The following is a 26,584-nucleotide window of genomic DNA, read 5'->3' as shown; positions in this document are numbered from 1 at the left end:
CATGATAATGTGGTCACCGACTTTAAAGTTCTCAACATTCTTACCAACTTTTTCAACGATACCAGAACCCTCATGTCCAAGGACAACAGGGAAACTAAAGGCAGCGTCACCTTTTCTAAGAGCTTCATCAGAGTGGCAAATACCAGAAGCAACGACTTTAACTTGAAGACCATCATCTTGAAGGTCAGCTAGTTCAACATCATCTTTAATAACGAATGGATCATTAACTTTATCAACTACAGCAGCTTTAATTTTCATACGTAAATCTCTCCTCAGTTTTTAATATGTAAATGCTTTCTACAATTGATAATTATTTCACTATTAATATGTAAATGCAATATTGCGTATTGAAGATGATCAAATCAATTGAAATATGATAATCAAGGAAACTGAATTGTAGAGAGTATCGCAAAAGTAGATAAAATGCAATATCATTTTTTAACAATCGTTAAATACTTGATATATCAACGCTCAAATATTGAGTTTCAATTATTTAACAAAAATAAATGAGTATATAAAGTGAATCGATGATTGATTATCGATAACCTTTTAGATACTAAATAGTGTGATAAGAGTACTATAAGATGAAAAAAGTAAATGTGAAAATTATATCTATCAATCTAAAAATAATCGAATGTTTATTGAAATTTTTAATAATTGAAACGTTAACATTAAAAAATCAAAGAATTAATCTTTAAGAAGAGAAAATATGTTATATACATAAGTGGCTTGGACTGTAAATCTGATACTAAAATTTTTAACTGTGATATTGTTACTACGAATTAGTAATTGGATGTGATTTTTGATTCTACTATATTAAAAATATCAGGTAGATGAGTCTCTGGGTACAATAAATGCTGATAGCAGTGAAGGTTGTGTTAGTGATTTATCCCTTACACAACGGGACGAGTTTTGAAATTCGCGTACTTTGCGAAGTTCAAAATCGAGATTGGAGACCGAGGCTCCAATCGATCCCCACAGCGTAAGCATTTATTGTACCCAGAGACGGCAACATTTAATCTATTTAGAATTTAAACATTATAATAAGTAGAAACTTGTCAAAAAAGTATGTAGATATTAGCAATTTAACCCGTCACACCAGTTTTGCTAGAAGATAGTAATAGATTCACTTTCAACATAGAGTATCCGAATCGTTGAATATATCCGTGCAGTTTGATTATGAAAAAAATATATTTAAATAGAATGTACATATTGTGAGAAAATCACATAAAAAAGTTATCGTTTAAAACCTAAAATTTGAATGATAACTTTTTTATTTTGATTATCGAATATATACATGAACAAGCATGTAATTTTTACTTAAATTTATTTCCGTTTAATGAATAGCGTATTTAACTCTTTTTTAGCTTTTTTAGACAAATCGCTTATGTATCAAGGTGTTAGATTGTGTACTCTGAGAATATACTTGTGTAGTATCTGTGGTGAACACATTTTATAAAAAAAGTAACTTAAAAATTAGATAAAAATTTTAATAAATTAGCTTTGAATATTTATAGCAATGTAGTACACTGAAATTACGAAAGCGTTATCAGGCCCTATAGTGGGTTTACTTTTTTTTGAAATTATTTGTGAAAATATTAACAATTTTGTGCTTGATAATGCTTAAAATAAAAAAGGGGGCACTAAGAAATGAAAGATAGTCGTGTTCAGAACATTACCAACAAGATGAAGGAAGAGGGATATGATCAATTATTGATCTCAGATCCTACAGCAATTTTCTATCTTACTGGATTATGGATCCATCCAGGCGAAAGATTACTTGTTTTAGTAATTAGAGCTGACGGTAAGAATACACTTGTTGTAAACAAGTTATTCCCAATTACAGAAGATATTGGAATTGAAAAAGTATTCATCGATGATATTGATGATGGCGTTAAGAAAGTACTAGATTACTGTGATGTTAATGGTTCATTTGGAATTGATAAGAACTGGCCATCACACTTCTTACTTCACTTAATGGAACTTGTACCAAATGCTAAATTAGGCAACGGATCTGAAATCATTGATGATGCACGTGCAATCAAAGATGAAGAAGAAAAAGACCTTATGCGTAAGGCACAAGCTGACAATGAATTGGCTACCGATTTTGTTAAGCATGAACTTTCAAAAGATTTAACAGAAATCGAAATCACTGAAAGACTTGGTGAAAAATACAAAGAATTAGGTGACTCAGGCTATTCATTCGATCCTATCATTGCTTATGGTGCAAACGGAGCAGACCCACACCATCAAGAACCAGACGACTCAAGATTAAAACCAGGCGACAGTATTGTTGTTGATATTGGTTGTGTAAGAGATTCATATTGTTCAGATATGACACGTACATTCTTCTACAAAGAAGTGTCTGACAAATCTCGTGATGTATACGAAACAATTCTAGAAGGTAAGAGACGTGCAATGGCACTTATCAAACCAGGTGTTGAATTAGCTACACTTGATGCAGCTGCTAGAGATTACATTACTGAAAAAGGTTATGGAGAATACTTCACACATCGTCTTGGACACTTTATCGGTATCGAAGATCATGAAACAGGTGACGTTTCAACTGCTAACCACAATGTTTGTGAAGTAGGAAACATTTTCTCAATTGAACCTGGTGTTTATATTCCTGGTGAAGTTGGAGTTCGTATTGAAGATTTGGTAATCGTTACTGAAGATGGATACGAAAACTTGAATAAATATCCAGACGACTTAGAAATTATTCAATAAAAAAGAGGAGGTTCAATATTCATGAAAGTCGAAGAAGGCTATATGCCGTATAAAGGCTACAAGACTTACTACCGTATTGTTGGTGAAAAAGGCAATGGTAAGGCACCTTTGGTATTACTTCATGGAGGCCCTGGATCAACTCACAATTATTTTGAACTACTAGATGACATTGCTGTAAATGGTCGTCAATTGATCATGTACGATCAACTAGGTTGTGGTAAGTCAGCAGTTCCTTCAAACCCATCGCTTTGGACAAAACAAACATGGGCTGAAGAACTGATTGAACTTAGAAAGTATCTTGGGCTAGATGAAATTCATCTGTTAGGTCAATCATGGGGTGGAATGTTAACTTTCATTTACATGTGTGACTACAAGCCTAAGGGTGTAAAGAGTCTTATCTTATCAGGTACATTACCTTCAGCAAAATTGTGGGCATCTGAGCAACATAGAATGATCAGTCATATGTCACAAGAAGATCAAGATGCCATCGCACAAGCTGAAGCAACCGGAAATTACGATGAGCCTAAGTATGTGGCAGCTAATGATCGTTTCATGGAGATGCATGCTGCAGCTACACCAACGGCTGATTCTCCTGAACCATTACGTCGTAAGAAAGTAGCTGGTACTGAAAGCTATATCGTAGGATGGGGTCCAAATGAGTACTCACCAGAAGGTACGCTACACGACTATAACTACATGGATCAAATGAAAGACATTACAACTCCAACTCTTATCACAAGTGGAACTAATGATCTTTGTACACCATTCATTGCAAAAACAATGTACGACGGGATTCCTAATTCAAGATGGGAATTATTCCAGCATAGTCGTCATATGCCATTCGTTGAAGAACATGACAAATATGCAAGGATACTTACAGACTGGTTGGATAACCACGACTAGTTATTTTTAAAAAGAGAGAGGGAAATACTATGGACGCAGCACCTATTAAGAAGAAGAAACCATTTGGTTTTTATATTTGTTCATTAGGATTCACATTTGAACGTGTTGCCTTTTATACAGTTAAATATATGTTAGCAATTTGGATTGCTACTACTGTTGGTAAAGGTGGACTTGGATTGACTGATGTTAAAGCTGCTTCAATGGCAGCCGTATTCGTTGCTATGACTTATATTGCACCTGTTATTGGTGGATATTTAGCCGATTATTGGATCAGTCCAAGAATATTGGTTCCATCAGGTATGATTTTGATGGCCATTGGATACTTATTCACTTGGAGAGCAACTTCAATTGGATTGGTATGGGCCATGATCATTCTTGTTTCAGTTGGTACAGGTATGTTTAAAGGTAATCTTTCTGGTATTACAGGATTACTTTTCGATGACGAAGAGGAATTGAATGAAGCTTTCTCAGTTCAATATACATTCGTTAATATCGGATCATTTACTGGTACTACATTTATTGTTTTACTTATTCCTATTATTGGATTTAACAACGTTTTCTTAGTTTGTTCACTATTCATCTTCCTTGACGCAATTGTGTTCTTACTAAATCAAAAATCACTTGGTGATGCAGGTAAGAAACCATTTAAGGTTGACCAACGTCAATTTAAAGAAACAGAAGCTAAAGAAAAAGAAGAAAATGCTCCACTTTCAGCCGGAGATAAAAAACGTGTTGTAGCTATTATCTTGGTTACTATTTTCTCAATCGTCTTCTGGATGGTTTGGTACTTAGCTTATATGCCAGTTTATTACTACTTCGGACATGGTGACGGTGCAGGATTCTTGAACCGTGCTAATTGGATGATTGGTAACTTTAATGTTCCAACATCATACTTTGATTCAGTTAATGCTTTGACATGTATTGTTTTAGGACCAGTTCTTGGTAAATTATGGACAAAACTTGCAGCACGTCCACAAGGTGATATGAGTATGTTCAAGAAGACATCACTAGGTATGATCTTCATTGGTATCTCATATGTTGCTATGATTTTTGCCGATATGATCGGTAAAGGTCACACAAACCTACTATGGATCGTTCTTGTTGGTATTCTTATGTCAGTTGGTGAAATGGTATTCTCACCACTAGGTAACTCATTTATTACTAAGCTAGCTCCTTCTAAACTTATGGGTATGTTACTTGGATTCTGGCCTATCGCCGTATTCTTTGCAACATTACTATATCCAAATGTTTACGCACTATTGAAGACTTCTAATCCAGGTAAATTCCAATCAGGTTACGGAATTTTGGCCGTTATCATTATTGGTTTAGGTGTAATTCTTTGGATTTCAAGTAGAAAACTAGACAAACTTGAAAAAGACTAACGGATATTTAATAGCTTAAAGAAACGAGGGAAAGTGAATTATGATGAATGAATCAAAGATTCGCAAGTATATGGAAGATGAGAATATTGATGCGTTTTATATTGCAAAACGTGTAAATATTAGATTTGCTAGTGGCTGGACAGGAGACGACTCCTACATGCTACTTACAAAAGACAAACAATTCTTCTTTACAGATCCTAGATACACAGAACAAGCAGAAATTGAAATTCCAGATTATGACATTATTAATTGGCGTCTTCCAGGAAGAACAGTTGGTGACTCAGTTGCCGATGTAGTTAAAGCTGAAGGTATTAAAACAGTTGCCTTTGAAGATGACTACATGACTTATGATATGTATCATGACTTCAAGACAAAATTGGATGCAAATCTAATTCAAGCTGGTGGAGTTATCGACAGAATGCGTGTTGTTAAATCACCTAAGGAAATTGAATATTTAACAATTGCATGTGATATTGCTTGTCGTGCTTTCAGACGTATCTTAAAGGATATCAAGGTTGGAGCTACTGAAAAGGAACTTGCAGCTAAGCTATCACTTTACATGGTTGAAGAAGGTGCCGACACACAACCTTATGGTAATATCTTGATTTCAGGTGCAACAACTTCATTGCTTCATGGTATTCCTTCAAAAAAGGCCGTTGAATATGGAGACTTCGTATTAATGGACTTTGGTTGCCAATATAACGGCTACATGTCAGATATGACAAGAACTGTTGTTGTTGGTAAAGCAACTCCAAAACAAAAAGAAGTTTACGACTATGTAAGACAAAGTCTTGAAGCTGCTGAAGGTATTATGAAAGCAGGCGTTAACTGTAAAGATGTTTATCCAGAATCAATCAAACCGCTTAAGGGTACAGAATATGTTCCTTTGACATATAACAAGATCGGACATTCTATTGGACTATTTGTTCATGAAACACCATATCTTGCTGAAGAGTACGATGATGTTTTGGAAGCAAATACAGTTGTAACAATTGAACCTGGTATTTACATCCCTAACTGGGGTGGTGTAAGAATTGAAGATCAAGTTGTTCTAACAGATGACGGATACGAAAATATGATCGATATCCCTCATGATTTGATCGAGCTTTAGAATTATTTAATTAAGATTCATCGGGAAAATAATTACTTATTTATTACTTTTAAAAATACTATTTAACAATTTATTTGAGGAGTGAATTAGTTATGAAGAAAGTATTTCGTGGTTCATGTACAGCAATGTTAGTAGGTAAAGATGCAACAATTGACGGATCAACAATGATCTGTAGAGATAACGATGCTCATGGTTCAATCGAACCTCAAAGATTTATCGTTGTTAAACCTGAAGAACAGCCAAAAATCTATAAGTCAGTTATTACAGGACTAGAAGTGGAATTACCAGATAATCCATTGAAAGTTACTTTGACGCCTAGATCAAATCTTGTTGAAGGACAATGGGGTTCATCAGGTATCAACAGTGAAAATGTTTCTATGTCAGCAACAGAAACAATTACAACTAACTCAAGAATTTTGGGAGTAGATCCATATAATATGGAAGGACTTGGCGAAGAGGACCTTGAAGTTATCACTTTGCCATTCATTCACAGCGCTCGTGAAGGTGTTAAACATCTTGGAGCATTACTAGAAAAATATGGAACTTATGAACCAAATGGAATTTCATTTGCTGATAAAGATGAAATTTGGTGGTTAGAAACAATTGGTGGACATAACTGGGCTGCCGTAAGAATTCCTGACGATGCCTATGTTGTTGCACCTAATAGAATGAACATTGATGACTTTGATTTTGATTCAGATGACACAATGAGTTCAACTGGATTAAAAGATCTAATTGAAAAGTATCATATGAACCCAGATACTGGTAAATATAACTTACGCCATATCTTTGGTAGCTCAACAGTTAGAGATTCAGAATATAACAATCCTCGTGCATGGTATATTCAAAAACTCTTTACACCAGATGTTGAACAAGATCCAAGAGATCAAGATCTTCCATTCATTTGTCATGCAAATAAGAAACTCTCAATCGAAGATGTTAAATTTGCATTGAGTTCTCACTATGAGAACACACCATATGACCCTTATGGCAAGATGGGAACAGAAGAAGAAAAGAAGATGTTCCGTCCAATCGGAATGAACCGTAACCACAGTCTTCATATTCTTCAAATCAGAAATGACGTTCCTAAGGAATTTGCTGCCGTTCAATGGTTACTATTCGGTGTAAATACATTTGGAGCAATTGTACCATTCTATACAAATGTAAATGACACACCTGCAACATATCGTGATACAACAGTTTCATTTGATCCTAAGTATGTATATTGGATCAGCCATGCCATGGGCTTATTAGGTGATTACGATTATGATCTATATCAAGATGCACGTAATACATTTGAATTAGAAGCAGTAGCTAAATTTAGAAATATTCAAATTGCTACCGATGAAGAAGCCGCAAAATCAAATGATATTCCAGCATTATTGACAAAAGCTAATGAAGAATTAGCTAAAGAATCATATGACAGATCAATCAAGCTATTTGGACAAATGATCGAAGTAGGTTCACCAAAGATGAAATTGAGCTTTGATTTAAATGGTTAAATAGAGAGCGCAACCTAACACGGTCAGCTTTCGAGTATTAAAGCAAACAGCCCCATCAATCCGAATGGATTGATGGGGCTGTTAGTTTTAAACGGAAAAAGCTGACCGTGTTAGGTTGCGCGTTTAGTAGCAAGTTTGAGAAAAATAAAAGGAGAAATCTGATTTTGGATTGATGGAATTGTTTGCTTTAATCAGAAAAAGCTGTGTTAGGTTGCGCGTTTAGTAGCAAGCTGAGGAAAAACAAAAGGAGAAGACCTATTTTGTGTTGATGGAATGGATTTCTTTAATCATAAAAAAGCAATATCACAGACAATTTCATTCCATCAACTTCAAATTCTTCCGAGTCTCACTAGGCAACTCATCGTAGTTCTCAAAATATATCTTATAGAAGTAATTTCGATTTGAATATCCGACTTCGCCAATAATATCTTGAATAGATCTATTTGTAGATACAACAGCTAGGTGAGCCTTCAATATTTTTTGCTTATTCAATAATTCGGTAAAAGTAAATCCCGTTTCATTCTTTATTAAGTTACTTAAGTAGTTTTTGTTGTAATTCATTGATTCAGCCAAGTTATTCAGTGTTAATGTTTTAGAATTCTTTTCTATCTCACTAAAGACTTGCCTCAACGTTGAATCTTTGGTTATTTTGTTGTTCTTTATCATTTCAGGATTATATTGTCTCAAAAGTTTTGTTAATAGAATATCTAAATAAGAGCTAATAATAGTTCCCGAAAAATCAAGTGGAAAGAAGTATTCAGATAAAATTTCCTTTATTTCTGGTTGAATAGTTAAAGACTGATTATTTCTAAAAAGTAGATATTGATTTTTACTTGATTTATTCATTGAAGTATTTAGTAAGAAGTTAAAGAGAACACTCTGATTTGATTTTAAAGAATCGAGCCAACTTAAGTTAACTTCTTTATTTTGAAAGAGGATATTTATCAAAATATCATGCTTACCTAGTGATTTTATGGAGTGTTTACTATTGATATCTAATATCAACAAATCACCTTTATTTAAATTAACTTCTTGTCCATTTATGACTTGTGTACAGTGACCTGAGTAAATGTAGTTTATTTCAAAAAAATCGTGTGAATGTAGTGGGTAATCGGCATAGCGGTTGTGCTTATTTATAAAGATGGATTTTTTCTTGAAGAAAAAAGAATTGTTGAACTTCATTTGTTGGTCGTGTCTTATTAGGGCAGTGTCGGGGAAGTCTGATATAAACTTATGGTTTTTCCTCTGAGCCTTTTCGATCTTGGTCTCATGAAAAAGAAAATTATCTAGTTTTTCGTTCATTGAGAAATATCCTCCTGTCTTATTTTAAAGTCACTGTTTTGGCTGATTATGTATATTAAATACTTTTTTATCTATTTATGATCGTTTAAAAATTAGAGCTAAATGTATTGATATTGTAAGCGAATACACACGCAGTGTAAAGTTGGCGTTAATCACGCGCTTAAATTACATCTATGTTTTAAAGTTAATAAGCAGTATTAAATAATGTACCTTAAATTAAGGTACAGATCTAGAAATTTTAGGCCAATAACCACTTAATTGACACCCTTTAAAGGATATTTGAACTAATCAATGAAAACGGTTGAAAAAATATTAGCGATGAGATATATTATAGATGTGGTTTACAGATGAGATATTTAATTTCTTTATAAGAAACAAGGAGGTTTCAAATGTCATTTTCAATGGAAACAAATTATACACACAGTCCTAAGGATATTGAGCACTATTCAACAGACGAATTACGTGATCAATTCTTGATGGAAAAATTGTTCACACCAGGAGATATTCTTCTAACTTATACATATAACGATCGTATGATCTTTGGTGGTGTTACACCAGCTTCAGATCCACTAGAAATTAAGTTGGATAAAGAATTAGGTGTTAAGTACTTCTTGGAACGCCGTGAATTGGGTGTTATCAATATTGGTGGTAAGGGATCCATTACTATTGATGGTAAAAAAGAGGAAATGGTTAAACATGATGGTTACTACATTGGAAAGGGAACAGAACATGTGGTATTTGCATCAGATGATGCCACAGATCCTGCTAAGTTCTATGTAGTTTCAACTCCAGCTCACAAGACTTATCCAAATAAGAAGTTGCCATTTGCTAATGCACTTAAGATGCCAATTGGTGACCAAGAACATATGAATAAGAGAACTATTTACAAATATATCGATGCATCACAAATGGATACTTGCCAATTACAAATGGGCTACACAGTTCTAGAACCAGGTTCATCATGGAATACAATGCCTGCACATACACATGCAAGAAGAATGGAAGTTTATATGTATCTTGAATTTGGTGCTCCTGATACAAGAGTCTTCCATTTCATGGGTAAACCTGATGAATCTAAACATATCGTTATGTCACAAGAACAAGCAGTTATTAACCCAAGTTGGTCAATTCACTGTGGTGTTGGTACAACAAATTATGCATTTATCTGGGCTATGTGTGGTGAAAACCAAACATATGATGATATGGATGCAGTTGCAATGGACGAATTAAGATAATAAAAAAACTTACTCGAATAGGAGCGAATAACAATGGCACAATCACCAGAAGAAATTAAGAAAAATGAAGAAGCACTAGACCAATTCAAGATGAACTTTTTCGATTTAACAGGAAAAGTTGCTGTTATTACAGGTGGTAATACAGGTTTGGGACAAGGATATGCTGTTGCATTAGCTGAAGCTGGAGCAGATATCTTTATTCCTACATTTGGTAAAGCTGAATGGGATGAAACACGTAGCATGATCGAAAAACGTGGACATAAAGTAGAATTTGCTGACGTTGATTTAACAAAAGATGGCGTTCCTGAAGAAGTTATTCAAAAAGCTATCGACACATTTGGGCACATCGATATTTTGATCAATAATGCTGGTATGATTCGTCGTAACCCATTGCTTGAATCAAAAGATTCAGATTGGGACCAAGTTATTAATATTAATTTGAACGCTGTATACCATATGTCAATGGCCGCTGCTAAAGAAATGGCAAAACAAAAATCAGGTAAGATCATCAATATCGGTTCAATGTTGTCATTCCAAGGTGGAAAATTCATTCCATCATACACAGCTTCAAAACATGGTGTAGCAGGACTAACAAAATCATTTGCTAGTGAATTAGGTGCATACAATATTCAAGTTAATGCGATTGCACCAGGTTATATCAAGACAGCTAATACAGCACCAATTCGTGCTGACAAAGCTCGTAATCAAGAAATCCTTGATAGAATTCCTGCAGGACACTGGGCAGAACCATCAGAATTGATGGGAGTTGCAGTATTCTTAGCAAGTAAAGCTTCAAACTACGTAAGTGGACACATCTTAGCAGTTGATGGTGGATACTTAGTACGTTAAAAAAGAGTTTAGTTATTAATTTTAAAGATATGCGGATTCTTTAAAATAAAAATATCATCCAAAAAAGAGTGATGCTTAAAGCACCACTCTTTTTGCTTTACTCCAAATTATATGAAAAATATATGCAGAACTAAAAGATAAGATCCATGTTAATAAGTAACAGGTAATTATTCCTAATAAAGGATTGATATAGGCAATGTTTTTTCCACCAAATTGCCAAATGATTTGAAGCCAAAAAACATTAGAAAGATAAGCACGATAAGCATATGTTGCCAAAAAATGTATTAAAGGTAAATTTTTAGAGGAACTATTTATTTGCTTGATAGCGATAGTTATTATTAGTCCAATTATTACTAATGAATAAATAGTCATTGATGGTTTATAGTAGGGGGCATTGCTTAAATGAATCGGAAAACCAAATGAGAATAATTCTCTATTTGTCCACGCAAATACGACAATGAATGAAAGAATTAAAAATGGCCAAATTACTTTGATGATTTTTTCTAGTTGTACTCGTTTGACCCAAGCTAAAGTACCTAATATTCCATAGATAATAAAACTTATAAATATTCTGTCCAATAGGTACCAATCTTGATTATGAACACCATTAAATACTGTTAAATCATAAAAGTATATCCAGATAAAGTAACCAACAGTTGATACTGCGACTATCATAAAAGTGTAATTCCTATTCTTTTTAATAAAATCTGCTAAAATCCAAAAAATTGGCATTAACATGATAAATTGCAACATCATCGTGTTGTACCATAAATGTGGAGCAGCGTTTCCATTAACAAACTGCCAGATAAAGCCACCTATATTATGATATGAATTAACTTGCTGAAGTTTTGGAAATACGAGTAGATAGATCGATGTCCAAATAATAGTTGGTATAAATAGTGCCGACCATTGTGTCTTTAAATATGGCAAATATTTTTTCTTTGAATTTCTAGTCGTTGAATATAGGATTCCAAATATAAAGACTGGTGCTGTGAATTTTACTAGGTTATATATAATACCAATCGTTATTTGATAGTTTTGGCTAGGGCTTGTGGCTAAAACCATACTAAGTACAGATTGCATCATAACGGCCGTGCAAGCAAAGACCTTCATATAATCTCCTATATCAGTAACTTCTTCTTTCATATAGAAGAATCCCCCCCTAAATTAAAAGTGATTATTATAAAAGGCCAAAACCCTTTTTATGTGAGTTTTGACCTTGTTTCTACTACTATAAGTAGATACTATGCGCCATGCGGGAGTCGAACCCGCATCCCAGGAACCGGAATCCTATGTGCTATCCATTACACTAACAGCGCATACTTAAATATTATCTCATTAATTAACGAAAAGTAAATTGCTAAGAAAGCGTAATCATTGGAATTTTTTGGAGCTTAAGTCTTGAAAAAATAATAATACCGTATATAATAATCAGTGTGCTTAAGAGATGACTTTGGTCATCCGGGCTTTTATTTTTTAAGTACATGGGTCGTAAATAGACATACAGGGACGGATTAAGTCCCATGGAGTATATCAAATGACTAATAATGAAGATTTAGAATTGCTTGATCTAATTGCTCCAGACTTCATTAAGACTCTGGAAAAGCGATTTAAAATTCTTCAGAGTATTTCATTAATGGAACCTGTTGGGCGTAGAGTGTTAGCCGATGACCTTGACGTTACCGAACGCAGTTTGAGAACAGAAACCGATTTATTAAGAAATCAAGGATTGATTCTTTCATCTAAATCGGGGATGTCTCTTACCGAAAAGGGAAGTCATGTTGCAAGACAACTTGGAAAAGTTCTTGCAGGTTATCAAGGAACTGCACTGATAGAAAAAAAGTTAAGTCAAAAACTTGGAATCGCACGTTGTATTGTTTTGCCAGGTAATGCTGATAAACAACACGGAGTTATAGATTCCTTTGGACGAAGACTTAATCAATTGCTTGGTTCGATCTTACCTGAAGGCAAAAGTATTGTTTCCGTAACAGGTGGTACTACTATGGCACGAGTTGCTCAAAATCTTTCATCTAACTTATCTAAGAATCGTAAGCTGTTATTTTTACCAGCTCGTGGAGGATTAGGTGAGTCAGTAATGATTCAAGCAAATAGTGTTTGTGCCGAAATGGCATTAAAGACACATGGTCAGTATCGTGCTTTATACCTTCCAGAAGATATAAGTGCTGAAAGCTTTGAATCATTGCAAAAAGAGTCTTCAATTAAATCAGTTCTTGATTTAATATATAAGAGTAATGTTGTTATTCACAGCATTGGAACGGCAAGTATTATGGCCGATCGAAGGAATTTATCTCCTGAGGAGAAAATGAATGTCTTAGACAGCAATGCTGTATCCGAGGCATTTGGAGATTTCTTTGATCAAAGAGGCCAACTTGTCTACAAGGTACCTAGGATTGGACTTCATGTTCGGGACCTTGATAAAATAAAATATGTGATAGCGATTGCTGGTGGTCAAAAGAAGGCCGATGCGATTAAATCATATATGAACAATGCACCAACTCATACTGTTTTAATAACAGATGAGGGTGCCTCAGAGTTGATTTTAAGGGATAACCCTTTAAAATAATATTAGTTTTAATTTCCTGAAGGAGGAATTTTTGTATGACTACAAAAGTTGGTATTAATGGATTTGGACGTATCGGTCGTTTGGCATTTCGTCGTATTGCTTCAATCGACACAGATTTGGAAGTTGTTGCAATCAACGATTTGACATCACCTGCAATGCTTGCACACCTATTAAAATATGATACAGCCCATGGTAACTTTAAGGCTGATTCAATCAGTGCTACAGAAAATGCTATCATCGTTGATGGTAAGACAATCCCTGTATATGCTGAAATGAACGCTGCAGACCTTAAATGGGTTGCAAATGACGGTGTTGACATCGTTCTTGAATGTACTGGTTTCTACACATCACAAGAAAAGGCACAAGCTCATCTTGATGCCGGTGCAAAACGTGTATTGATCTCAGCTCCATCAGGTGACATGCCTACAGTTGTTTATGGTGTTAACGATGATATTCTTACAAATGACGTTAAGATCGCTTCAGCTGGTTCATGTACAACTAACTGTCTTGCACCATTAGCTAATGCCGTTAACAAAGAATTCGGTATCAAAGCTGGTACAATGACAACAATTCACGCATACACAGCTACACAAAAACTTCAAGATGGTCCAGAACGTAAAGGTAATGTTCGTGCTGCACGTGCTGCTGCTGCAAACATCATCCCTCATTCAACTGGTGCTGCTAAGGCTCTTGGTCTTGTTGTTCCTGAACTTAAAGGTAAGCTTGATGGACATGCACAACGTGTTCCAGTTATCACAGGTTCAGTTACAGAATTAGTTGCAACTCTTGACAAAGAAGTTACAGTTGACCAAGTTAATGCTGCTGTTAAGAAGTATACTGACAACAATCCTTCATTCGGTTACAACGATGACGAAATTGTTTCATCAGATATCATTGGTACTTCATTCGGTTCAGTATTTGACCCAACACAAACACAAATCGTTGGTTCAGGTGACGCCCAAGTTGTAAAGACTGTTGCTTGGTATGACAACGAATCAGGATTTACTGCACAAATGGTTCGTACACTTGAAAAATTTGCTACATTAAACTAATTTAATTAGTTTCTAGCAAAAAAACAGACTAATTTAGTGATTTAAATTGGCGGAGGGAGGTAAACTCCTTCCGCTATTTTTTTAAGATAATTATTTGGAGGATTTATAATGGCCAAACTTATTGTTTCTGACGTTGATGTAAAAGACAAAAAGGTCTTAATGCGTGTAGATTTCAATGTTCCAATCAAAGATGGTGTTGTCGGAGATACAAACCGTATCGTTGCCGCAATTCCAACAATCAAATATGTAGCTGAACAAGGTGGTAAGGTTATCTTACTTTCTCACTTGGGCAGAATTAAGAGTGATGAAGACAAGAAAGCTTTGTCATTGAAGCCAGTTGCTGAAAAATTACAAGAACTAAGTGGACTATCAGTTAAGTTCGTACCAACTAACGAAGGTAAAGAACTTGAAGATGCTATCAACGAATTAAATGATGGTGACATTCTATTGATGGAAAACACTCGTTTCCAAGATATCGATAACGATTTTGGTAAACGTGAAAGCAAGAATGATCCAAAACTTGGTGAATACTGGGCATCACTTGGTGACGTATTTATCAACGACGCTTTTGGTACAGCTCACAGAAGCCATGCCTCAAACGTTGGTATCTCAACAGCTATGAAGGCTGCTGGTAAGCCAGTTGCTGCTGGATACTTAATGGAAAAAGAAATCAAGTTCTTAGGTAACGCTGTTGATAATCCTGTACACCCATTTGTAACAATTCTTGGTGGTGCAAAGGTTTCAGATAAGATCGGTGTTATTGAACACTTGATTCCAAAATCAGATCACATCATTATCGGTGGTGGAATGGCTTATACATTCTTGGCTGCTCAAGGCCACAAGATCGGTAAGTCATTATTCGAAGAAGACAAAGTTGAACTTGCTAAAGACCTCCTTCAAAAAGCAGGCGACAAGATTGTTCTTCCTGTAGACCATATCGTTGCAAAAGAATTCTCAAATGATGCTGATGCTACAACTACTGATGGTGTTGATATCCCTGCTGACGAAATGGCTCTTGATATCGGACCTAAGTCAATTGCATTGTTCAAAGATACTTTGAAGGGTGCTAAGACAGTTGTATGGAATGGACCTATGGGTGCATTTGAAATGAGCAAGTTTGCTGAAGGTACACTAGAAGTTGGTCGTGCACTTGGTGACTTAGCTGATGCTACAACAATCGTTGGTGGTGGTGATTCAACTGCTGCTGCTAAGAGTTTAGGTATTGCTGATAAGCTAACACACATCTCAACTGGTGGTGGTGCTTCTCTTGAATATCTAGAAGGTAAAGTATTACCTGGTATTGATTCAATTTCTGATAAATAATTTAAGGAGAATTTAATTTATGCGTACACCTATTATTGCGGGTAACTGGAAGATGAACAAAAATCCTCAAGAAACCCAAGAATTTCTAGAAGCTATCAAAGGCAAGTTGCCAGAATCTGGCGTAGAAGCTATTATTGGTGCTCCTGCTATTGATTTAAACGCTCTTACATGGTTCTCAAAAGACGAACCTCTTAAGACAGCTGCTGAAAACTGCTACTTTGAAGACGCCGGTGCATTTACTGGTGAAACTTCACCAAAGGCACTTTCAGATATGGGTCTTGACTATGTAATTATTGGTCACTCAGAAAGACGTCAATACTTCGGTGAAACTGACGAAGATATTAACAAGAAGGCACATGCTATTCTTAAGAACAACATGCTACCTATCATCTGCTGTGGTGAAACTCTTGAACAACGTGAAGCTGGCAAGGCTGAAGACTGGGTAACTGGTCAAATCGAAGCTGCTGTTAAAGGCATTTCTGCTGAAGATTTAGCTAAATCAGTTATCGCTTACGAACCAATCTGGGCTATCGGTACTGGTAAGACTGCTACTGCTGATCAAGCACAAGAAATGGTTCACGTAATCCGTGAAAAGATTGCTAGTTTGTATGATGCTGATACTGCTGATAAGGTACGTATCCTTTATGGTGGTTCAGTTAAACCTGCAAACGTTAAAGAATTAATGTCTAAAGAAGATATTGATGGTGGACTTGTTGGTGGTGCCAGCATGGACCCTGAATCATTCTTAGCATTAGTTAACTTTCAAAAATAATTAACAAATAAGATATTTATTTTAGTTAATAAAAAGGTTAAAATTAGCCTGTATTAAAATCAAAAAGGAGATTTTTAAAATATGTCTGTAATTACTGATATTTTAGGTCGCGAAGTTCTTGACTCACGTGGTAACCCAACTGTTGAAGTTGAACTATATACTGAATTAGGTGGCTTTGGCCGCGGAATCGTTCCATCAGGTGCTTCTACTGGTGAACACGAAGCTGTTGAATTACGTGATGGCGACAAATCACGTTTTGGTGGCAAGGGTGTTCTTAAAGCCGTTGCTAACGTTAACGACAAGATTGCTAAGAAGATCGTTGGTATGGATGTTACTGACCAAAGAGCTATCGATCAAGCTATGATCGAATTAGATGGTACAGAAAACAAGGGTAACCTTGGTGCAAATGCTATCTTAGGTGTTTCATTGGCTGCTGCACGTGCTGCTGCTGACGAAATTGGTCTTCCATTGTACGAATACCTTGGTGGTCCTAATGCTCACGTTCTACCAACACCAATGATGAACGTTATCAATGGTGGTAAGCATGCTGATAACAACGTTGACTTCCAAGAATTCATGATCGTACCTGTTGGTGCAAAATCAGTTCACGAAGCTGTACGTATGGGTTCAGAAACTTTCCAAGCACTTAAATCATTGCTTAAAGACCGCGGTCTAAACACTGCTGTTGGTGATGAAGGTGGATTTGCTCCTGACCTTGAGAACAACGAAGCTCCTTTCAAGATTTTGGTTGAAGCTATTGAAAAAGCTGGTTACAAGCCTGGCGACGACGTTGCTATTGGTTTTGACTGTGCTTCATCAGAATTCTACAACAAAGAAACTGGTAAGTACGAATTGAAGGGTGAAGGCGATAACGGTGCTACTTTGTCAACTGACGAATTCATCGAATTATTAGCTGGAATCGTTGACAAGTACCCAGTTATCACAATCGAAGACCCAATTGACGAAGACAACTGGGAAGATTGGCAAAAAGTTACAAAGGCTCTTGGTGACAAGGTTCAATTAGTTGGTGATGACTTGTTCGTTACAAACACTGACTACTTGAAGAAGGGTATTGAAATGGGAGTTTCAAACTCAATCCTTATCAAGCTTAACCAAATTGGTACACTTACAGAAACATTTGAAGCTATCGAAATGGCTAAAGAAGCTGGATTTACAGCTGTTGTTTCTCACCGTTCTGGTGAAACAGAAGATACAACAATTGCTGACCTTGTTGTTGCTACAAACGCAGGTCAAATCAAGACTGGTTCAATGAGCCGTACAGACCGTATTGCTAAATATAACCAATTGATGAGAATCGAAGATCAACTTGGTGATCAAGCTGAATACAAGGGTATCAAGAGTTTCTACAACTTGAAGAAATAATTGATATTTCAATTAGACTGTCGAAAGACAGTCTTTTTTTTTTCACAAATTTTGAGTTATACTTTTAATTACGGGGTGAAATTTATGAAAATCTTAGTAGCTGATAACGACAAGCTTAAGTTAACTTTGGGCGGAATAATTGTCGGCTTATTATCTGGTTTAGTTGTCAGTGCATTTCGCTGGTCTATTGCAAAATTATTAGTTGTATTTCAAGGCGTTTATACGGCTGCTAGGTCCAATTACCTTATTGTAGTTTCATTGGTGATTTTATTGGCTGCAGTAGGGATCTTTATTAGTATTCTTTTAAAATCAGAACCTAATATTTCTGGTTCAGGTATACCGCAAGTTGAAGCACAATTATCTGGAGAAATGAAATTGAATTGGTGGCCAATACTATGGAAGAAATTTGTCGGCGGTATTATGGGTATTGGTCCTGGGTTATTTCTTGGACGCGAAGGCCCATCTATTCAACTAGGTGCTGCTGTTGGGCAGGGCTTTAGTGAAATGACACATGAAAATGGAGCTTTTCAGAGAGTTTTGATTGCTAGTGGTGCTGCTGGGGGACTTGCAGCTGCTTTTAATGCTCCAATTGCTGGAGCGATGTTCATTCTTGAAGAGGTTTATCATAACTTTTCACCATTAGTTTGGGTAACAGCTTTGGCGAGTGCGGTTAGTTCAAATATGGTCGCATTATATGTCTTTGGGCTAAGACCTGTTTTAGATGTTCCATACAAGTTCAGTATGCCTGTTAAATACTATTGGCATCTATTATTACTAGGGATAGTTTTAGGACTGTTAGGGAGGCTGTATCAAGTTGTCCTACTTTCAATGCCTAAAATTTATTCAAAAACTAGGATCCCAAGAAATTTACAAGGGATAGTTCCACTTATTTTGATCATTCCGGTAGGAATGCTTTACCCTATGTTTATTGGTGGGGGAAACGGGATTATTATCAATCTTCCTAAATTAGGAATTGGTCTGACGATGCTAGTTGGTCTTTTTGTTTTGAGATTTGTTTTTTCTATGATTTCTTATGGATCAGGTCTACCTGGTGGAATATTCTTGCCGATTTTAAATCTAGGTGCAATAATCGGTGCTATTTACGCAGTGTTTATGCATGATTTAGGCTTTTTGCCTTTAGCATTTGAAAGTAATTTGATTATCTTTGCTATGGCTGGATATTTTGCTTGTATAGGTAAGGCTCCTTTTACTGCAATTATTCTGGTTACTGAAATGGTAGGTTCATTGAAACATTTGATGCCTTTAGCGGTTATTTCTTTGATTGCCTATCTAGTTGTTGATCTATTAAATGGTGCTCCAATTTATGAATCATTGAAGGAACGTTTAAATATCGATAACAGCTTTTTAAACAAGGCTAGTAAGTTTAATGATCGATTAGAAATTTCTGTCTTTGAAGGTAGTCCGATCGAAGGAAAATATATCCGTGATATTCCATTTCCAAAAGATATTTTGATCATTGCCATTTATCGTGGAGAAAGTCAGATAATTCCGCGTGGTGATACTGTAATTAAAGCTGGCGACAGGTTGGTTACTATGGTCAACGCCTCTAAACGTGCTAAAATAAAGAGGATACTTGAAGAGCTGATTAATTGATTGGACTAGAATTTTGACGGTAATTATGTTATTGTTTTAGAAGTGATTTCAGCTTTAAACACCATGAACGGAGGTTTTTATAAGGTGTATAACGTTATTGAAATAGCCTTAATTATTGTTTCGGTACTTATAATCATCGCGGTATTAATGCAACCAAGTAAGCAACAAGATGCTTTGAACGCATTGTCCGGTGGTGGCGGCGATTTGTTCACCAAGCAAAAAAAACGCGGATTTGAAGCCGTAATGGTTAAGGTTACTTATGTTTTACTAGTGCTATTTTTTGTATTTTCATTAGTATTGGTATACTTGTCATCTCATTAAAAAACGTATCCTCCTGATGAATCTCAGGAGGTTTTTTATTATCAGGAAGGGAAGAATGTTATGAAGATACTACAACCAAAACCGTTTTTCTTTAATAAAGGAAAAAAAGCAATTATATTGTTACATTCCTTTAGTGGGACTCCTAATGATATGCGTTTGATGGGAAGAATGTTTGAACGTAATGATTATTCAGTTTATGCACCTATGTTTGCTGGACATGGTACAAGCGAGCCATTAGATATTTTAGAAAAAGGTCATCCTGATATTTGGTGGCAACAAGTGCTCGATGCAATTGAATTTTTAAAGCAAGAAGGTAAAGATGAGTTTTATATATTCGGTTTATCTTTAGGAGCTATTTTTGCTACAAAGGCGCTTGAAAATTGTCCTGAAGTTAAACTTGGTGGTGTGTTCGGATCACCACTATATGCAGATACATATAAGAATGTAAAAAAAGCCTTCCTAACTTATGCTAGAAAAGTTTATGAAATACATGATCTTGATGAAGTCGAAATAGCACAAAAAATGCGTGTAGTAGGTTCAAAAATAGATTTAATGTTGACAAATATTAATAAAACAGCAGATACTGTTTCTAACGAGCTTCCAGAATTAAAGAAACCTTATTTTATTGGACAAGGGACGACCGATGAATTGGTTGATCCTGATAAGGCTGAATTGGTAGCTAAAGATGTAAAGAAGTCAGAATTACATTGGTATGAGGCTGGACACGTCTTAACGATAAATCATGCACATAAACAATTAGAAAGTGATTTATTGAAATTTTTAGAAAACAATTGAGGATAGAAATGCCTGATAAAGAAGAGAAATTAATAGCAGATATATTGGAGTTTTTCAGAAGTAATCCTGATAAACGATATACATCTGAAAAAATTGAAGATGCGTTAAGATTACATGGATCTTCAGCTTTTAAACGTGTTGTTAAATCATTAGCTGTACTTGAAGGTGAAGGTAAAATTACCTTAACTAATAAAGATGAGTTTAAGATGACACAACAAGATAAAGTTCTTGAAGGAACTTTTAAGGGTAATGATAAGGGATTTGGATTTGTTAGATATGATGAAGTAGAACCAGATGCTTTTGTTACCCGTGATAATACTTTGCATGCCGTTAATGGCGATACCGTTGAAGTAAAAATCACAAAACCTTCTAATCCTTGGATCGATAAGGGACCTGAAGGTGAAATTATTAAAATTGTGGAACGTTCACTTACTAAGGTAGTGGGTGAGTTCTACCCATATAGTGATGCTCAGGTTGAAAAATCTGGTCATTTTGGTTATGTAAAAAGTCACGAAAAGAAAATTGCTTCATATATGATTTTTATCTCTGATAAGGGTCTACATCCACAAATGGGTGATATGGTTCAAGTTTCAATTGATGAGTATCCAAATGACAAGCACCCGCAAAGTATGGAAGGAACAGCTCTAGAAATTCTTGGGAACAAGAATGATCCTGGAGTTGACATCATGTCTATCGTTGTTGATAACGATATTAATCCTGAATTTCCTAGTGAAGTTTTAGAACAGGCTGAATCTATTCCAGATCATGTTTTAGATAGTGATCGTGTTGGTAGAAAAGATCTAACTGACAATATGGTTATTACTATTGATGGGGATGATTCAAAAGACTTTGATGATGCCGTTGGTGTCGAAAAACTTTCCAATGGTAACTATCATCTAGAAGTTCATATTGCTGATGTAACTCATTACGTTACTGAGGGTTCTGCTCTTGATAAGGAAGCTTATGAACGTGGAACAAGTACTTATCTAGTTGATCGTGTTATTCCAATGTTACCGTTCAGATTATCAAATGGTATATGTTCATTGAACCCTGGAGAAGATAGATTAGCATTAACTTGTGATATGGAAATTGATGGTGAAGGAAATGTTGTAAAACATGAAATTTACCCTAGTGTTATTCAGTCTAAATACCGTATGACGTATAACAATGTAAATAAGATTTTAGATGGCGATCCAGATCTATTAGCTGAATATAAGGATTTAGCTCCGACAATTTCTGATATGGCTGAATTACATAAAATCTTATTTAATAAACGTCATCTTCGTGGTGCTATTGACTTTGAAGAAACTGAAGCACAAATTATCGTTGACGAAAATGGTAAGCCAATTGATATCAAGCTAAGAGAACGTGGTACTTCAGAACGAATGATCGAGTCATTTATGTTGGCCGCCAATGAAACAGTAGCTGAACATTATAGCTTAAAACATGTTCCATTCTTGTATCGTGTCCATGAAAAACCTGATGATGAAAAGGTTAAGAATTTCTTTGAATTTGTTGCAGCAATGGGTGTTGATGTAAAGGGTAATCTAAAAGAAATTACTCCTAAGATGTTCCAAGGTGTTCTTTCAAAGGTAATTGGTACACCTGAGGAAGCAGTTGTAACAATTATGCTTTTGAGAAGTATGCAGCAAGCTAGATATTCAGATAATCCATTAGGACATTTTGGTTTAGCAGCTAAGTATTATACTCACTTTACTTCACCAATCCGTCGTTATCCTGACTTAATAGTTCACCGTATGATCCATAGTTATGCTGAAAATGGATTTACTGATGATGAACAAGCTAAGTGGGGATCAAAACTTAGCGAGATTGCTGAACATTCATCAGGACGTGAGAGAAAGTCGATCGATGCAGAACGTGCTGTTGATGATTTGAAGAAGACAGAATATATGGCTGATCAAGTAGGCCAAGAATTTGATGCAGTTGTAAGTTCAGTTACAAGTTTTGGTATGTTTATTCAATTGGATAATACTGTTGAAGGTTTGATTCATATTTCTAATATGAAAGATGATTTTTATGAATATGATGAAAAGAGCATGTCCATGCATGGTCGTGGAACAGGTAAGACTTTTAAAGTTGGACAACCTATCAAAGTAAAACTTATCAGAGCAGATGTTGAACATAGACAGATCGACTTTGAGAGAGTTTTGAATAAAGAAGAACAAGAGCAAGTTGAAAAACGTGAAGCTGAATTTAAGAAACGTCGCTCTAACTCAAATCGTGGTCATAGAAATCACCATGGAAATAATAATAATGGTAAAGGACACGGTAAGAGACGCGGTAAATACGAAAGACGGTGATAAATAATGAGAAAACATCGTGCAAAAGCTGCTAATGAAGTGGCAAATAATCGTAAAGCTCGTCATGATTATAATATTCTTGATACCTATGAAGCTGGAATAAGTTTAACAGGTACAGAAATAAAGTCAGTTCGTGCCAGTAAAATTAACATTCGAGACGGATTCGTTCAAGCCAGAAATGGTGAATTGTGGTTGGAGAATGTTAACATAAGTATTTATGATCAAGGGAATCAGTTTAATCATGACCCTTTAAGAAATCGTAAGTTACTTTTACATCGTAAGGAAATAAGAAAGATTAGTTCTACAATTCAAGAAAAAGGGATAACAGTTGTTCCTTTGAAAGTTTACTTGAAGCACGGTTTTGCTAAAGTTTTAATAGGCATTGCTGAAGGTAAAAAACAATATGATAAGCGTGAAACAATTAAACGTCGTGATCAAGAACGTGAGATCCAACGTGTAATGAAAAATGCTTATTAAATCCAAAATAGCAGTAATCCAGTTGGATTACTGCTATTTTTTTAATATTTAATATAAACAACAATCATTTGGTAACTTCAATAGTTGAGGTTTGCTGTAATAATAACCTTGCTTAAGATTAACTCCTAGTTTGCCGATGAGTTTATGATCATCCTTGTCCTCAACGCCTTCTACGACAAGACGTAATCCATATTCTTTACTCATTGCGTGCCAAAAATGAATTTTTTGTTGCATACTCTTATCAATAAACTTTTTACTGAAGTTTTGCAAAGCAAACTTTAATTCTGAAGCTATTGGTAATAAATCACTTATATTATGGAAGTGATTTATTCCAGTGCCTACATCATCAAGAGATACTTGCATACCTCTATCAAGAAAATAATTCAATTTTTCTTTTACTTCTTCATTTGAGTATTTAGTAGGGCTCTCATCTTCTGTTAATTCGACTACTAACTTGGTTGGATAAATTTGCTTTTGACTTTGGATTATTGCCTCGGAAATCGTTGTGGTCATTAATTGTTCACGACTAACATTCACTGATAAGCGACGAACTTTGTCTGACAGTACCTTAGTTGTTTCAATAAGAAGATCAGCAGTGATTTGTGGATCAATCGCTGAAAATGACTTAGGCAAACGCCAACCTTCCTCTGTAAGTTCCTTCATTAATAGTTCGTATCCAATGATTGTATTTGTATTAGTATCTATTTGCGGTTGAACAAAATAACGATAAAGTGACTCCAATAACAATTCCTCCATTTAATATAATTATTTACATACCTAAATATAACACTATAATATACTATGATAACACCAAGCAGAAAGAAAGGGGTATTTTATGAAAGTTATTGTTATTGGGTGCACTCATGCGGGAATAGCCGCTGTAAGGGAGATTTTAAAGAACTATCCTGATGCAAAAATAACTGTATATGAACGTCAAAGCAGTATCTCTTATTTGTCTTGCGCAACATATTTACATATTGAGGGAACTGTTAATACACTTTCTGATGCCCTATATGCTGAACCTGAAGATTTTGAACAACAAGGTGTTGACATGGAAATGAATCATGACGTCGTTAGCCTTGATGTCTCAAAACATTCCATGTTGATTCAAGATTTAAATACCAGAGAAATGGAATCTGTACAATATGACAAATTAATTGTTGCTACGGGTTCAATCACAGCAATACCAACAATTAGTGGAATTGAGAATCCAAAAGTCTTATTGTGTAAAACTTATAATCAAGCACGAGATTTGTGCAGATCTACATTAGATAAACGTAGAATAGCAGTAATTGGTGGTGGATATGTAGGTGTTGAGCTAGCTGAAGGATATATTAAATCAGGCCATGAAGTTTTATTATTTCAGCAATCACCATACTTATTAGATAAATATGTAGAACCACTACTTTCTAAAGCCGTTAAACAAAAAATGATGGAAAATGGTGTAAAAGTTATTACCAATGCAGCTGTGAAATCATTTTCTGATACTGAAGATGGAAAATTATTAGTTAAAACAAAAGATGAAGAATATGTCGTTGATATGGCAGCAATAAGTGCTGGCATAATTCCACAAACTGATTTACTTCAAGGTCAAGTTGATATGGAAGAAAATGGGGCAATCATTACAGATGAGTATATGTATACATCAAATCCTGATGTTTTAGCTGCCGGGGATGCGGCGGTCGTTCATTATAACCCGACAAAATCAAATGCATATTCACCATTGGCATCACATGCGGTCCGTCAGGGAACCTTAGCTGGAATTAATATCTTTGATCGTCGTGTTAGATCAATTGGAACACAATCGACTACTGGTATGCTAGTCTTTAATGAAACCGTTGCTACAACAGGACTTACAATTAAAGATGCCAAAAAAGCAAATCTAAATGTTTCTAGTGTAATATACGAAGGTTCTTACCGTCCTGATTTTATGCCGGATGCACATAAAGTAACTGTTATTTTAAATTATGATCGTAATAGTCGTAAAATTTTAGGAGCACAGTTAATGAGTCGACATGATGTATCTCAATCGGCTAATACCATTTCAGCATTGATTCAAAATGGCGGAACGATTGATCAGTTGGCATTATTGGATATGTTATTTTCACCAAATTTCAATAATACTTTTGACTATTTAAACTTAGCTGGTCAAAAAGCGGTCGATCAAGAAAATGGCTATTCACGTACATAATTAGCATAGTTTAGATATATGTTTGGATTTTACGAAATATTTATATGAAATTTCCTATCTATTTGGTAAGATATTACTAAAAGAAGTCATGAGGTAGTTTCTTGAATAAAACTGCAAGTTACTTATTAGAAGTTTTAGGAAATCAATTGTCTAAAAAATTGGTCTATAAATATACCATGGCTGATTTGATTCGTTCTTCGGGAGTAAAGCGTGGGACGATTTATTATCATTTTGATGATTTAAATGATGTATTTGATTCTTATATTGAAACCTTACTGGCTAAACGTCTTGTTATGGAGTCAATGGATGAACAAGTATATGAATTAGTTGATTTTATTTCAACTGAAAAAATCTTATGTCTTAACCTATACAATTTAATGAAAACCAAAATTCGACGCACATATTTTTTAAATTTACTCAAAAAATCCTTTCAACAGTTTGAACTTTGTAATGAGGAGCAAGGTTCATATTTAGTTGGAGGATTTTTATTTATCCTAATGGATTGGCTAGATAATGGATTGAAAGAACCAAAGGAAGTTATTTTAGTAAAGTTATTTAATTATATTGAGCTGGTTAGAGTAGTTGGACTTGCTTGACATAGTGCCAATTAATTCGACATTTTTCAGAAAGTGTATATATCATTTACATTGATATGAGCCTAGTATATTAATTGAGCAAAGCTCGTCAAAATAAATATGAACGATTTTTCATGCATTAACTTGATCCCAAATTTACCA

Annotated in this window: 23 protein-coding genes and 1 tRNA gene; 19 read left to right on the top strand and 5 right to left on the bottom strand. The window is 35.1% G+C overall.

Translation table 11 applies throughout. The annotated features are described in order from the left end of the window. Window positions 1-258 (bottom strand): alcohol dehydrogenase catalytic domain-containing protein (locus tag FC72_RS09220; protein ID WP_157051123.1); only part of this gene is annotated, 258 nt, incomplete at its 3' end. A gap of 1,392 nt (window positions 259-1,650) precedes the next feature. Between FC72_RS09220 and FC72_RS09215 the strand changes: the two genes are divergently transcribed. The 5 genes from FC72_RS09215 to FC72_RS09195 all read left to right on the top strand — a co-directional run bounded on the left by FC72_RS09215 (window position 1,651) and on the right by FC72_RS09195 (window position 7,628). Continuing rightward, window positions 1,651-2,730, top strand: coding sequence for a M24 family metallopeptidase (locus FC72_RS09215; RefSeq protein ID WP_057767041.1), 1,080 nt, complete (start codon window positions 1,651-1,653; stop codon window positions 2,728-2,730). 21 nt (window positions 2,731-2,751) lie between these two features. Further along, window positions 2,752-3,633 (top strand): proline iminopeptidase, encoded by an 882-nt coding sequence (gene pepI / locus FC72_RS09210; protein WP_057767039.1) that lies wholly within the window; start codon window positions 2,752-2,754, stop codon window positions 3,631-3,633. 29 nt (window positions 3,634-3,662) lie between these two features. Further along, window positions 3,663-5,015 (top strand): peptide MFS transporter, encoded by a 1,353-nt coding sequence (locus FC72_RS09205; protein ID WP_057767037.1) that lies wholly within the window; start codon window positions 3,663-3,665, stop codon window positions 5,013-5,015. Window positions 5,016-5,055: 40 nt separating this feature from the next. Continuing rightward, window positions 5,056-6,126 carry a M24 family metallopeptidase gene (locus FC72_RS09200; protein WP_057767034.1) on the top strand — a complete coding sequence of 357 codons (1,071 nt, stop codon included), beginning with the start codon at window positions 5,056-5,058 and terminating at the stop codon, window positions 6,124-6,126. Window positions 6,127-6,218: 92 nt separating this feature from the next. Next, window positions 6,219-7,628 carry a C69 family dipeptidase gene (locus FC72_RS09195; protein WP_057767032.1) on the top strand — a complete coding sequence of 470 codons (1,410 nt, stop codon included), beginning with the start codon at window positions 6,219-6,221 and terminating at the stop codon, window positions 7,626-7,628. Window positions 7,629-7,943: 315 nt separating this feature from the next. Here FC72_RS09195 and FC72_RS09190 read toward each other — a convergent pair whose 3' ends face one another. Beyond that, window positions 7,944-8,930: an AraC family transcriptional regulator gene (locus tag FC72_RS09190; protein WP_057767030.1), complete on the bottom strand. Its 987-nt coding sequence runs from the start codon at window positions 8,928-8,930 to the stop codon at window positions 7,944-7,946. 389 nt (window positions 8,931-9,319) lie between these two features. Here FC72_RS09190 and kduI point away from each other — a divergent pair, with 389 nt between their 5' ends. Both kduI and kduD read left to right on the top strand, forming a co-directional pair. Continuing rightward, window positions 9,320-10,165: a 5-dehydro-4-deoxy-D-glucuronate isomerase gene (gene kduI, locus FC72_RS09185; RefSeq protein WP_057767029.1), complete on the top strand. Its 846-nt coding sequence runs from the start codon at window positions 9,320-9,322 to the stop codon at window positions 10,163-10,165. Window positions 10,166-10,198: 33 nt separating this feature from the next. Continuing rightward, a complete protein-coding gene (gene kduD, locus FC72_RS09180) occupies window positions 10,199-11,014 on the top strand; it encodes a 2-dehydro-3-deoxy-D-gluconate 5-dehydrogenase KduD (protein WP_057767027.1) in 816 nt (271 codons plus the stop codon). A gap of 75 nt (window positions 11,015-11,089) precedes the next feature. Here the strand turns inward: kduD and FC72_RS09175 are convergent, their stop codons facing one another. Both FC72_RS09175 and FC72_RS09170 read right to left on the bottom strand, forming a co-directional pair. Then, the gene (locus tag FC72_RS09175) at window positions 11,090-12,160 is read right to left on the bottom strand and encodes an acyltransferase family protein (protein ID WP_057767025.1); all 1,071 of its coding nucleotides are present in this window, start codon (window positions 12,158-12,160) and stop codon (window positions 11,090-11,092) included. A 101-nt stretch (window positions 12,161-12,261) separates the two neighbouring features. Continuing rightward, window positions 12,262-12,333: transfer RNA gene (locus FC72_RS09170), tRNA-Arg, on the bottom strand. Window positions 12,334-12,551: 218 nt separating this feature from the next. Here FC72_RS09170 and FC72_RS09165 point away from each other — a divergent pair. The 10 genes from FC72_RS09165 (at window position 12,552) to smpB (ending at window position 23,656) form a co-directional block, all read left to right on the top strand. Beyond that, complete coding sequence (locus FC72_RS09165; protein ID WP_057767023.1) at window positions 12,552-13,598, top strand: sugar-binding transcriptional regulator; 1,047 nt, start codon at window positions 12,552-12,554, stop codon at window positions 13,596-13,598. 35 nt (window positions 13,599-13,633) lie between these two features. Next, complete coding sequence (gene gap, locus FC72_RS09160) at window positions 13,634-14,650, top strand: type I glyceraldehyde-3-phosphate dehydrogenase (RefSeq protein WP_057767021.1); 1,017 nt, start codon at window positions 13,634-13,636, stop codon at window positions 14,648-14,650. 108 nt (window positions 14,651-14,758) lie between these two features. Then, window positions 14,759-15,973, top strand: a complete 1,215-nt coding sequence (locus FC72_RS09155; RefSeq protein ID WP_057767019.1) for a phosphoglycerate kinase — start codon at window positions 14,759-14,761, stop codon at window positions 15,971-15,973. Between the two features lie 19 nt (window positions 15,974-15,992). Beyond that, complete coding sequence (gene tpiA, locus FC72_RS09150) at window positions 15,993-16,745, top strand: triose-phosphate isomerase (protein WP_057767017.1); 753 nt, start codon at window positions 15,993-15,995, stop codon at window positions 16,743-16,745. A gap of 81 nt (window positions 16,746-16,826) precedes the next feature. Continuing rightward, a complete protein-coding gene (gene eno / locus FC72_RS09145; protein ID WP_057767015.1) occupies window positions 16,827-18,128 on the top strand; it encodes a phosphopyruvate hydratase in 1,302 nt (433 codons plus the stop codon). 84 nt (window positions 18,129-18,212) lie between these two features. After that, on the top strand, window positions 18,213-19,742 hold the full coding sequence (locus tag FC72_RS09140) for a ClC family H(+)/Cl(-) exchange transporter (protein ID WP_057767013.1): 1,530 nt from the start codon (window positions 18,213-18,215) through the stop codon (window positions 19,740-19,742). A gap of 84 nt (window positions 19,743-19,826) precedes the next feature. Beyond that, window positions 19,827-20,063 (top strand): preprotein translocase subunit SecG, encoded by a 237-nt coding sequence (gene secG, locus FC72_RS09135; protein ID WP_057767011.1) that lies wholly within the window; start codon window positions 19,827-19,829, stop codon window positions 20,061-20,063. A gap of 60 nt (window positions 20,064-20,123) precedes the next feature. Then, window positions 20,124-20,858 carry an alpha/beta hydrolase gene (locus tag FC72_RS09130; RefSeq protein WP_057767009.1) on the top strand — a complete coding sequence of 245 codons (735 nt, stop codon included), beginning with the start codon at window positions 20,124-20,126 and terminating at the stop codon, window positions 20,856-20,858. Between the two features lie 8 nt (window positions 20,859-20,866). Further along, window positions 20,867-23,179 carry a ribonuclease R gene (rnr, locus tag FC72_RS09125; protein WP_057767006.1) on the top strand — a complete coding sequence of 771 codons (2,313 nt, stop codon included), beginning with the start codon at window positions 20,867-20,869 and terminating at the stop codon, window positions 23,177-23,179. A 6-nt stretch (window positions 23,180-23,185) separates the two neighbouring features. Continuing rightward, complete coding sequence (gene smpB, locus FC72_RS09120) at window positions 23,186-23,656, top strand: SsrA-binding protein SmpB (protein WP_057767004.1); 471 nt, start codon at window positions 23,186-23,188, stop codon at window positions 23,654-23,656. A 48-nt stretch (window positions 23,657-23,704) separates the two neighbouring features. Here smpB and FC72_RS09115 read toward each other — a convergent pair whose 3' ends face one another. Then, complete coding sequence (locus tag FC72_RS09115) at window positions 23,705-24,397, bottom strand: EAL domain-containing protein (RefSeq protein WP_157051149.1); 693 nt, start codon at window positions 24,395-24,397, stop codon at window positions 23,705-23,707. Window positions 24,398-24,491: 94 nt separating this feature from the next. On the opposite strand from FC72_RS09115, the gene FC72_RS09110 reads away from it, so the two are divergent. Further along, window positions 24,492-25,847 (top strand): FAD-dependent oxidoreductase, encoded by a 1,356-nt coding sequence (locus tag FC72_RS09110; protein ID WP_057767000.1) that lies wholly within the window; start codon window positions 24,492-24,494, stop codon window positions 25,845-25,847. A gap of 101 nt (window positions 25,848-25,948) precedes the next feature. Beyond that, window positions 25,949-26,443, top strand: a complete 495-nt coding sequence (locus tag FC72_RS09105) for a TetR/AcrR family transcriptional regulator (RefSeq protein WP_057766999.1) — start codon at window positions 25,949-25,951, stop codon at window positions 26,441-26,443. The last annotated feature ends 141 nt before the right edge of the window (window positions 26,444-26,584 follow it).

It is taken from the genome of Companilactobacillus tucceti DSM 20183, assembly GCF_001434665.1.
In the GTDB taxonomy this organism is placed as follows: domain Bacteria; phylum Bacillota; class Bacilli; order Lactobacillales; family Lactobacillaceae; genus Companilactobacillus; species Companilactobacillus tucceti.
The sequence above is the reverse complement of the archived record's forward strand: the minus strand, read 5'-3'. Positions and strand labels throughout refer to the sequence as shown.

Bases quoted from the DNA above. Each gene is read 5' to 3' on its own strand.
- rnr (WP_057767006.1), top strand. From the start codon at position 20,867: ATGCCTGATAAAGAAGAGAAATTAATAGCAGATATATTGGAGTTTTTC.
- FC72_RS09205 (WP_057767037.1), top strand. From the start codon at position 3,663: ATGGACGCAGCACCTATTAAGAAGAAGAAACCATTTGGTTTTTATATT.
- kduD (WP_057767027.1), top strand. From the start codon at position 10,199: ATGGCACAATCACCAGAAGAAATTAAGAAAAATGAAGAAGCACTAGAC.
- FC72_RS09110 (WP_057767000.1), top strand. From the start codon at position 24,492: ATGAAAGTTATTGTTATTGGGTGCACTCATGCGGGAATAGCCGCTGTA.
- FC72_RS09130 (WP_057767009.1), top strand. From the start codon at position 20,124: ATGAAGATACTACAACCAAAACCGTTTTTCTTTAATAAAGGAAAAAAA.
- kduI (WP_057767029.1), top strand. From the start codon at position 9,320: ATGTCATTTTCAATGGAAACAAATTATACACACAGTCCTAAGGATATT.
- FC72_RS09140 (WP_057767013.1), top strand. From the start codon at position 18,213: ATGAAAATCTTAGTAGCTGATAACGACAAGCTTAAGTTAACTTTGGGC.
- FC72_RS09200 (WP_057767034.1), top strand. From the start codon at position 5,056: ATGATGAATGAATCAAAGATTCGCAAGTATATGGAAGATGAGAATATT.
- FC72_RS09215 (WP_057767041.1), top strand. From the start codon at position 1,651: ATGAAAGATAGTCGTGTTCAGAACATTACCAACAAGATGAAGGAAGAG.
- eno (WP_057767015.1), top strand. From the start codon at position 16,827: ATGTCTGTAATTACTGATATTTTAGGTCGCGAAGTTCTTGACTCACGT.
- FC72_RS09165 (WP_057767023.1), top strand. From the start codon at position 12,552: ATGACTAATAATGAAGATTTAGAATTGCTTGATCTAATTGCTCCAGAC.
- pepI (WP_057767039.1), top strand. From the start codon at position 2,752: ATGAAAGTCGAAGAAGGCTATATGCCGTATAAAGGCTACAAGACTTAC.
- FC72_RS09195 (WP_057767032.1), top strand. From the start codon at position 6,219: ATGAAGAAAGTATTTCGTGGTTCATGTACAGCAATGTTAGTAGGTAAA.
- FC72_RS09155 (WP_057767019.1), top strand. From the start codon at position 14,759: ATGGCCAAACTTATTGTTTCTGACGTTGATGTAAAAGACAAAAAGGTC.
- smpB (WP_057767004.1), top strand. From the start codon at position 23,186: ATGAGAAAACATCGTGCAAAAGCTGCTAATGAAGTGGCAAATAATCGT.
- tpiA (WP_057767017.1), top strand. From the start codon at position 15,993: ATGCGTACACCTATTATTGCGGGTAACTGGAAGATGAACAAAAATCCT.
- gap (WP_057767021.1), top strand. From the start codon at position 13,634: ATGACTACAAAAGTTGGTATTAATGGATTTGGACGTATCGGTCGTTTG.
- FC72_RS09175 (WP_057767025.1), bottom strand. From the start codon at position 12,160: ATGAAAGAAGAAGTTACTGATATAGGAGATTATATGAAGGTCTTTGCT.
- FC72_RS09190 (WP_057767030.1), bottom strand. From the start codon at position 8,930: ATGAACGAAAAACTAGATAATTTTCTTTTTCATGAGACCAAGATCGAA.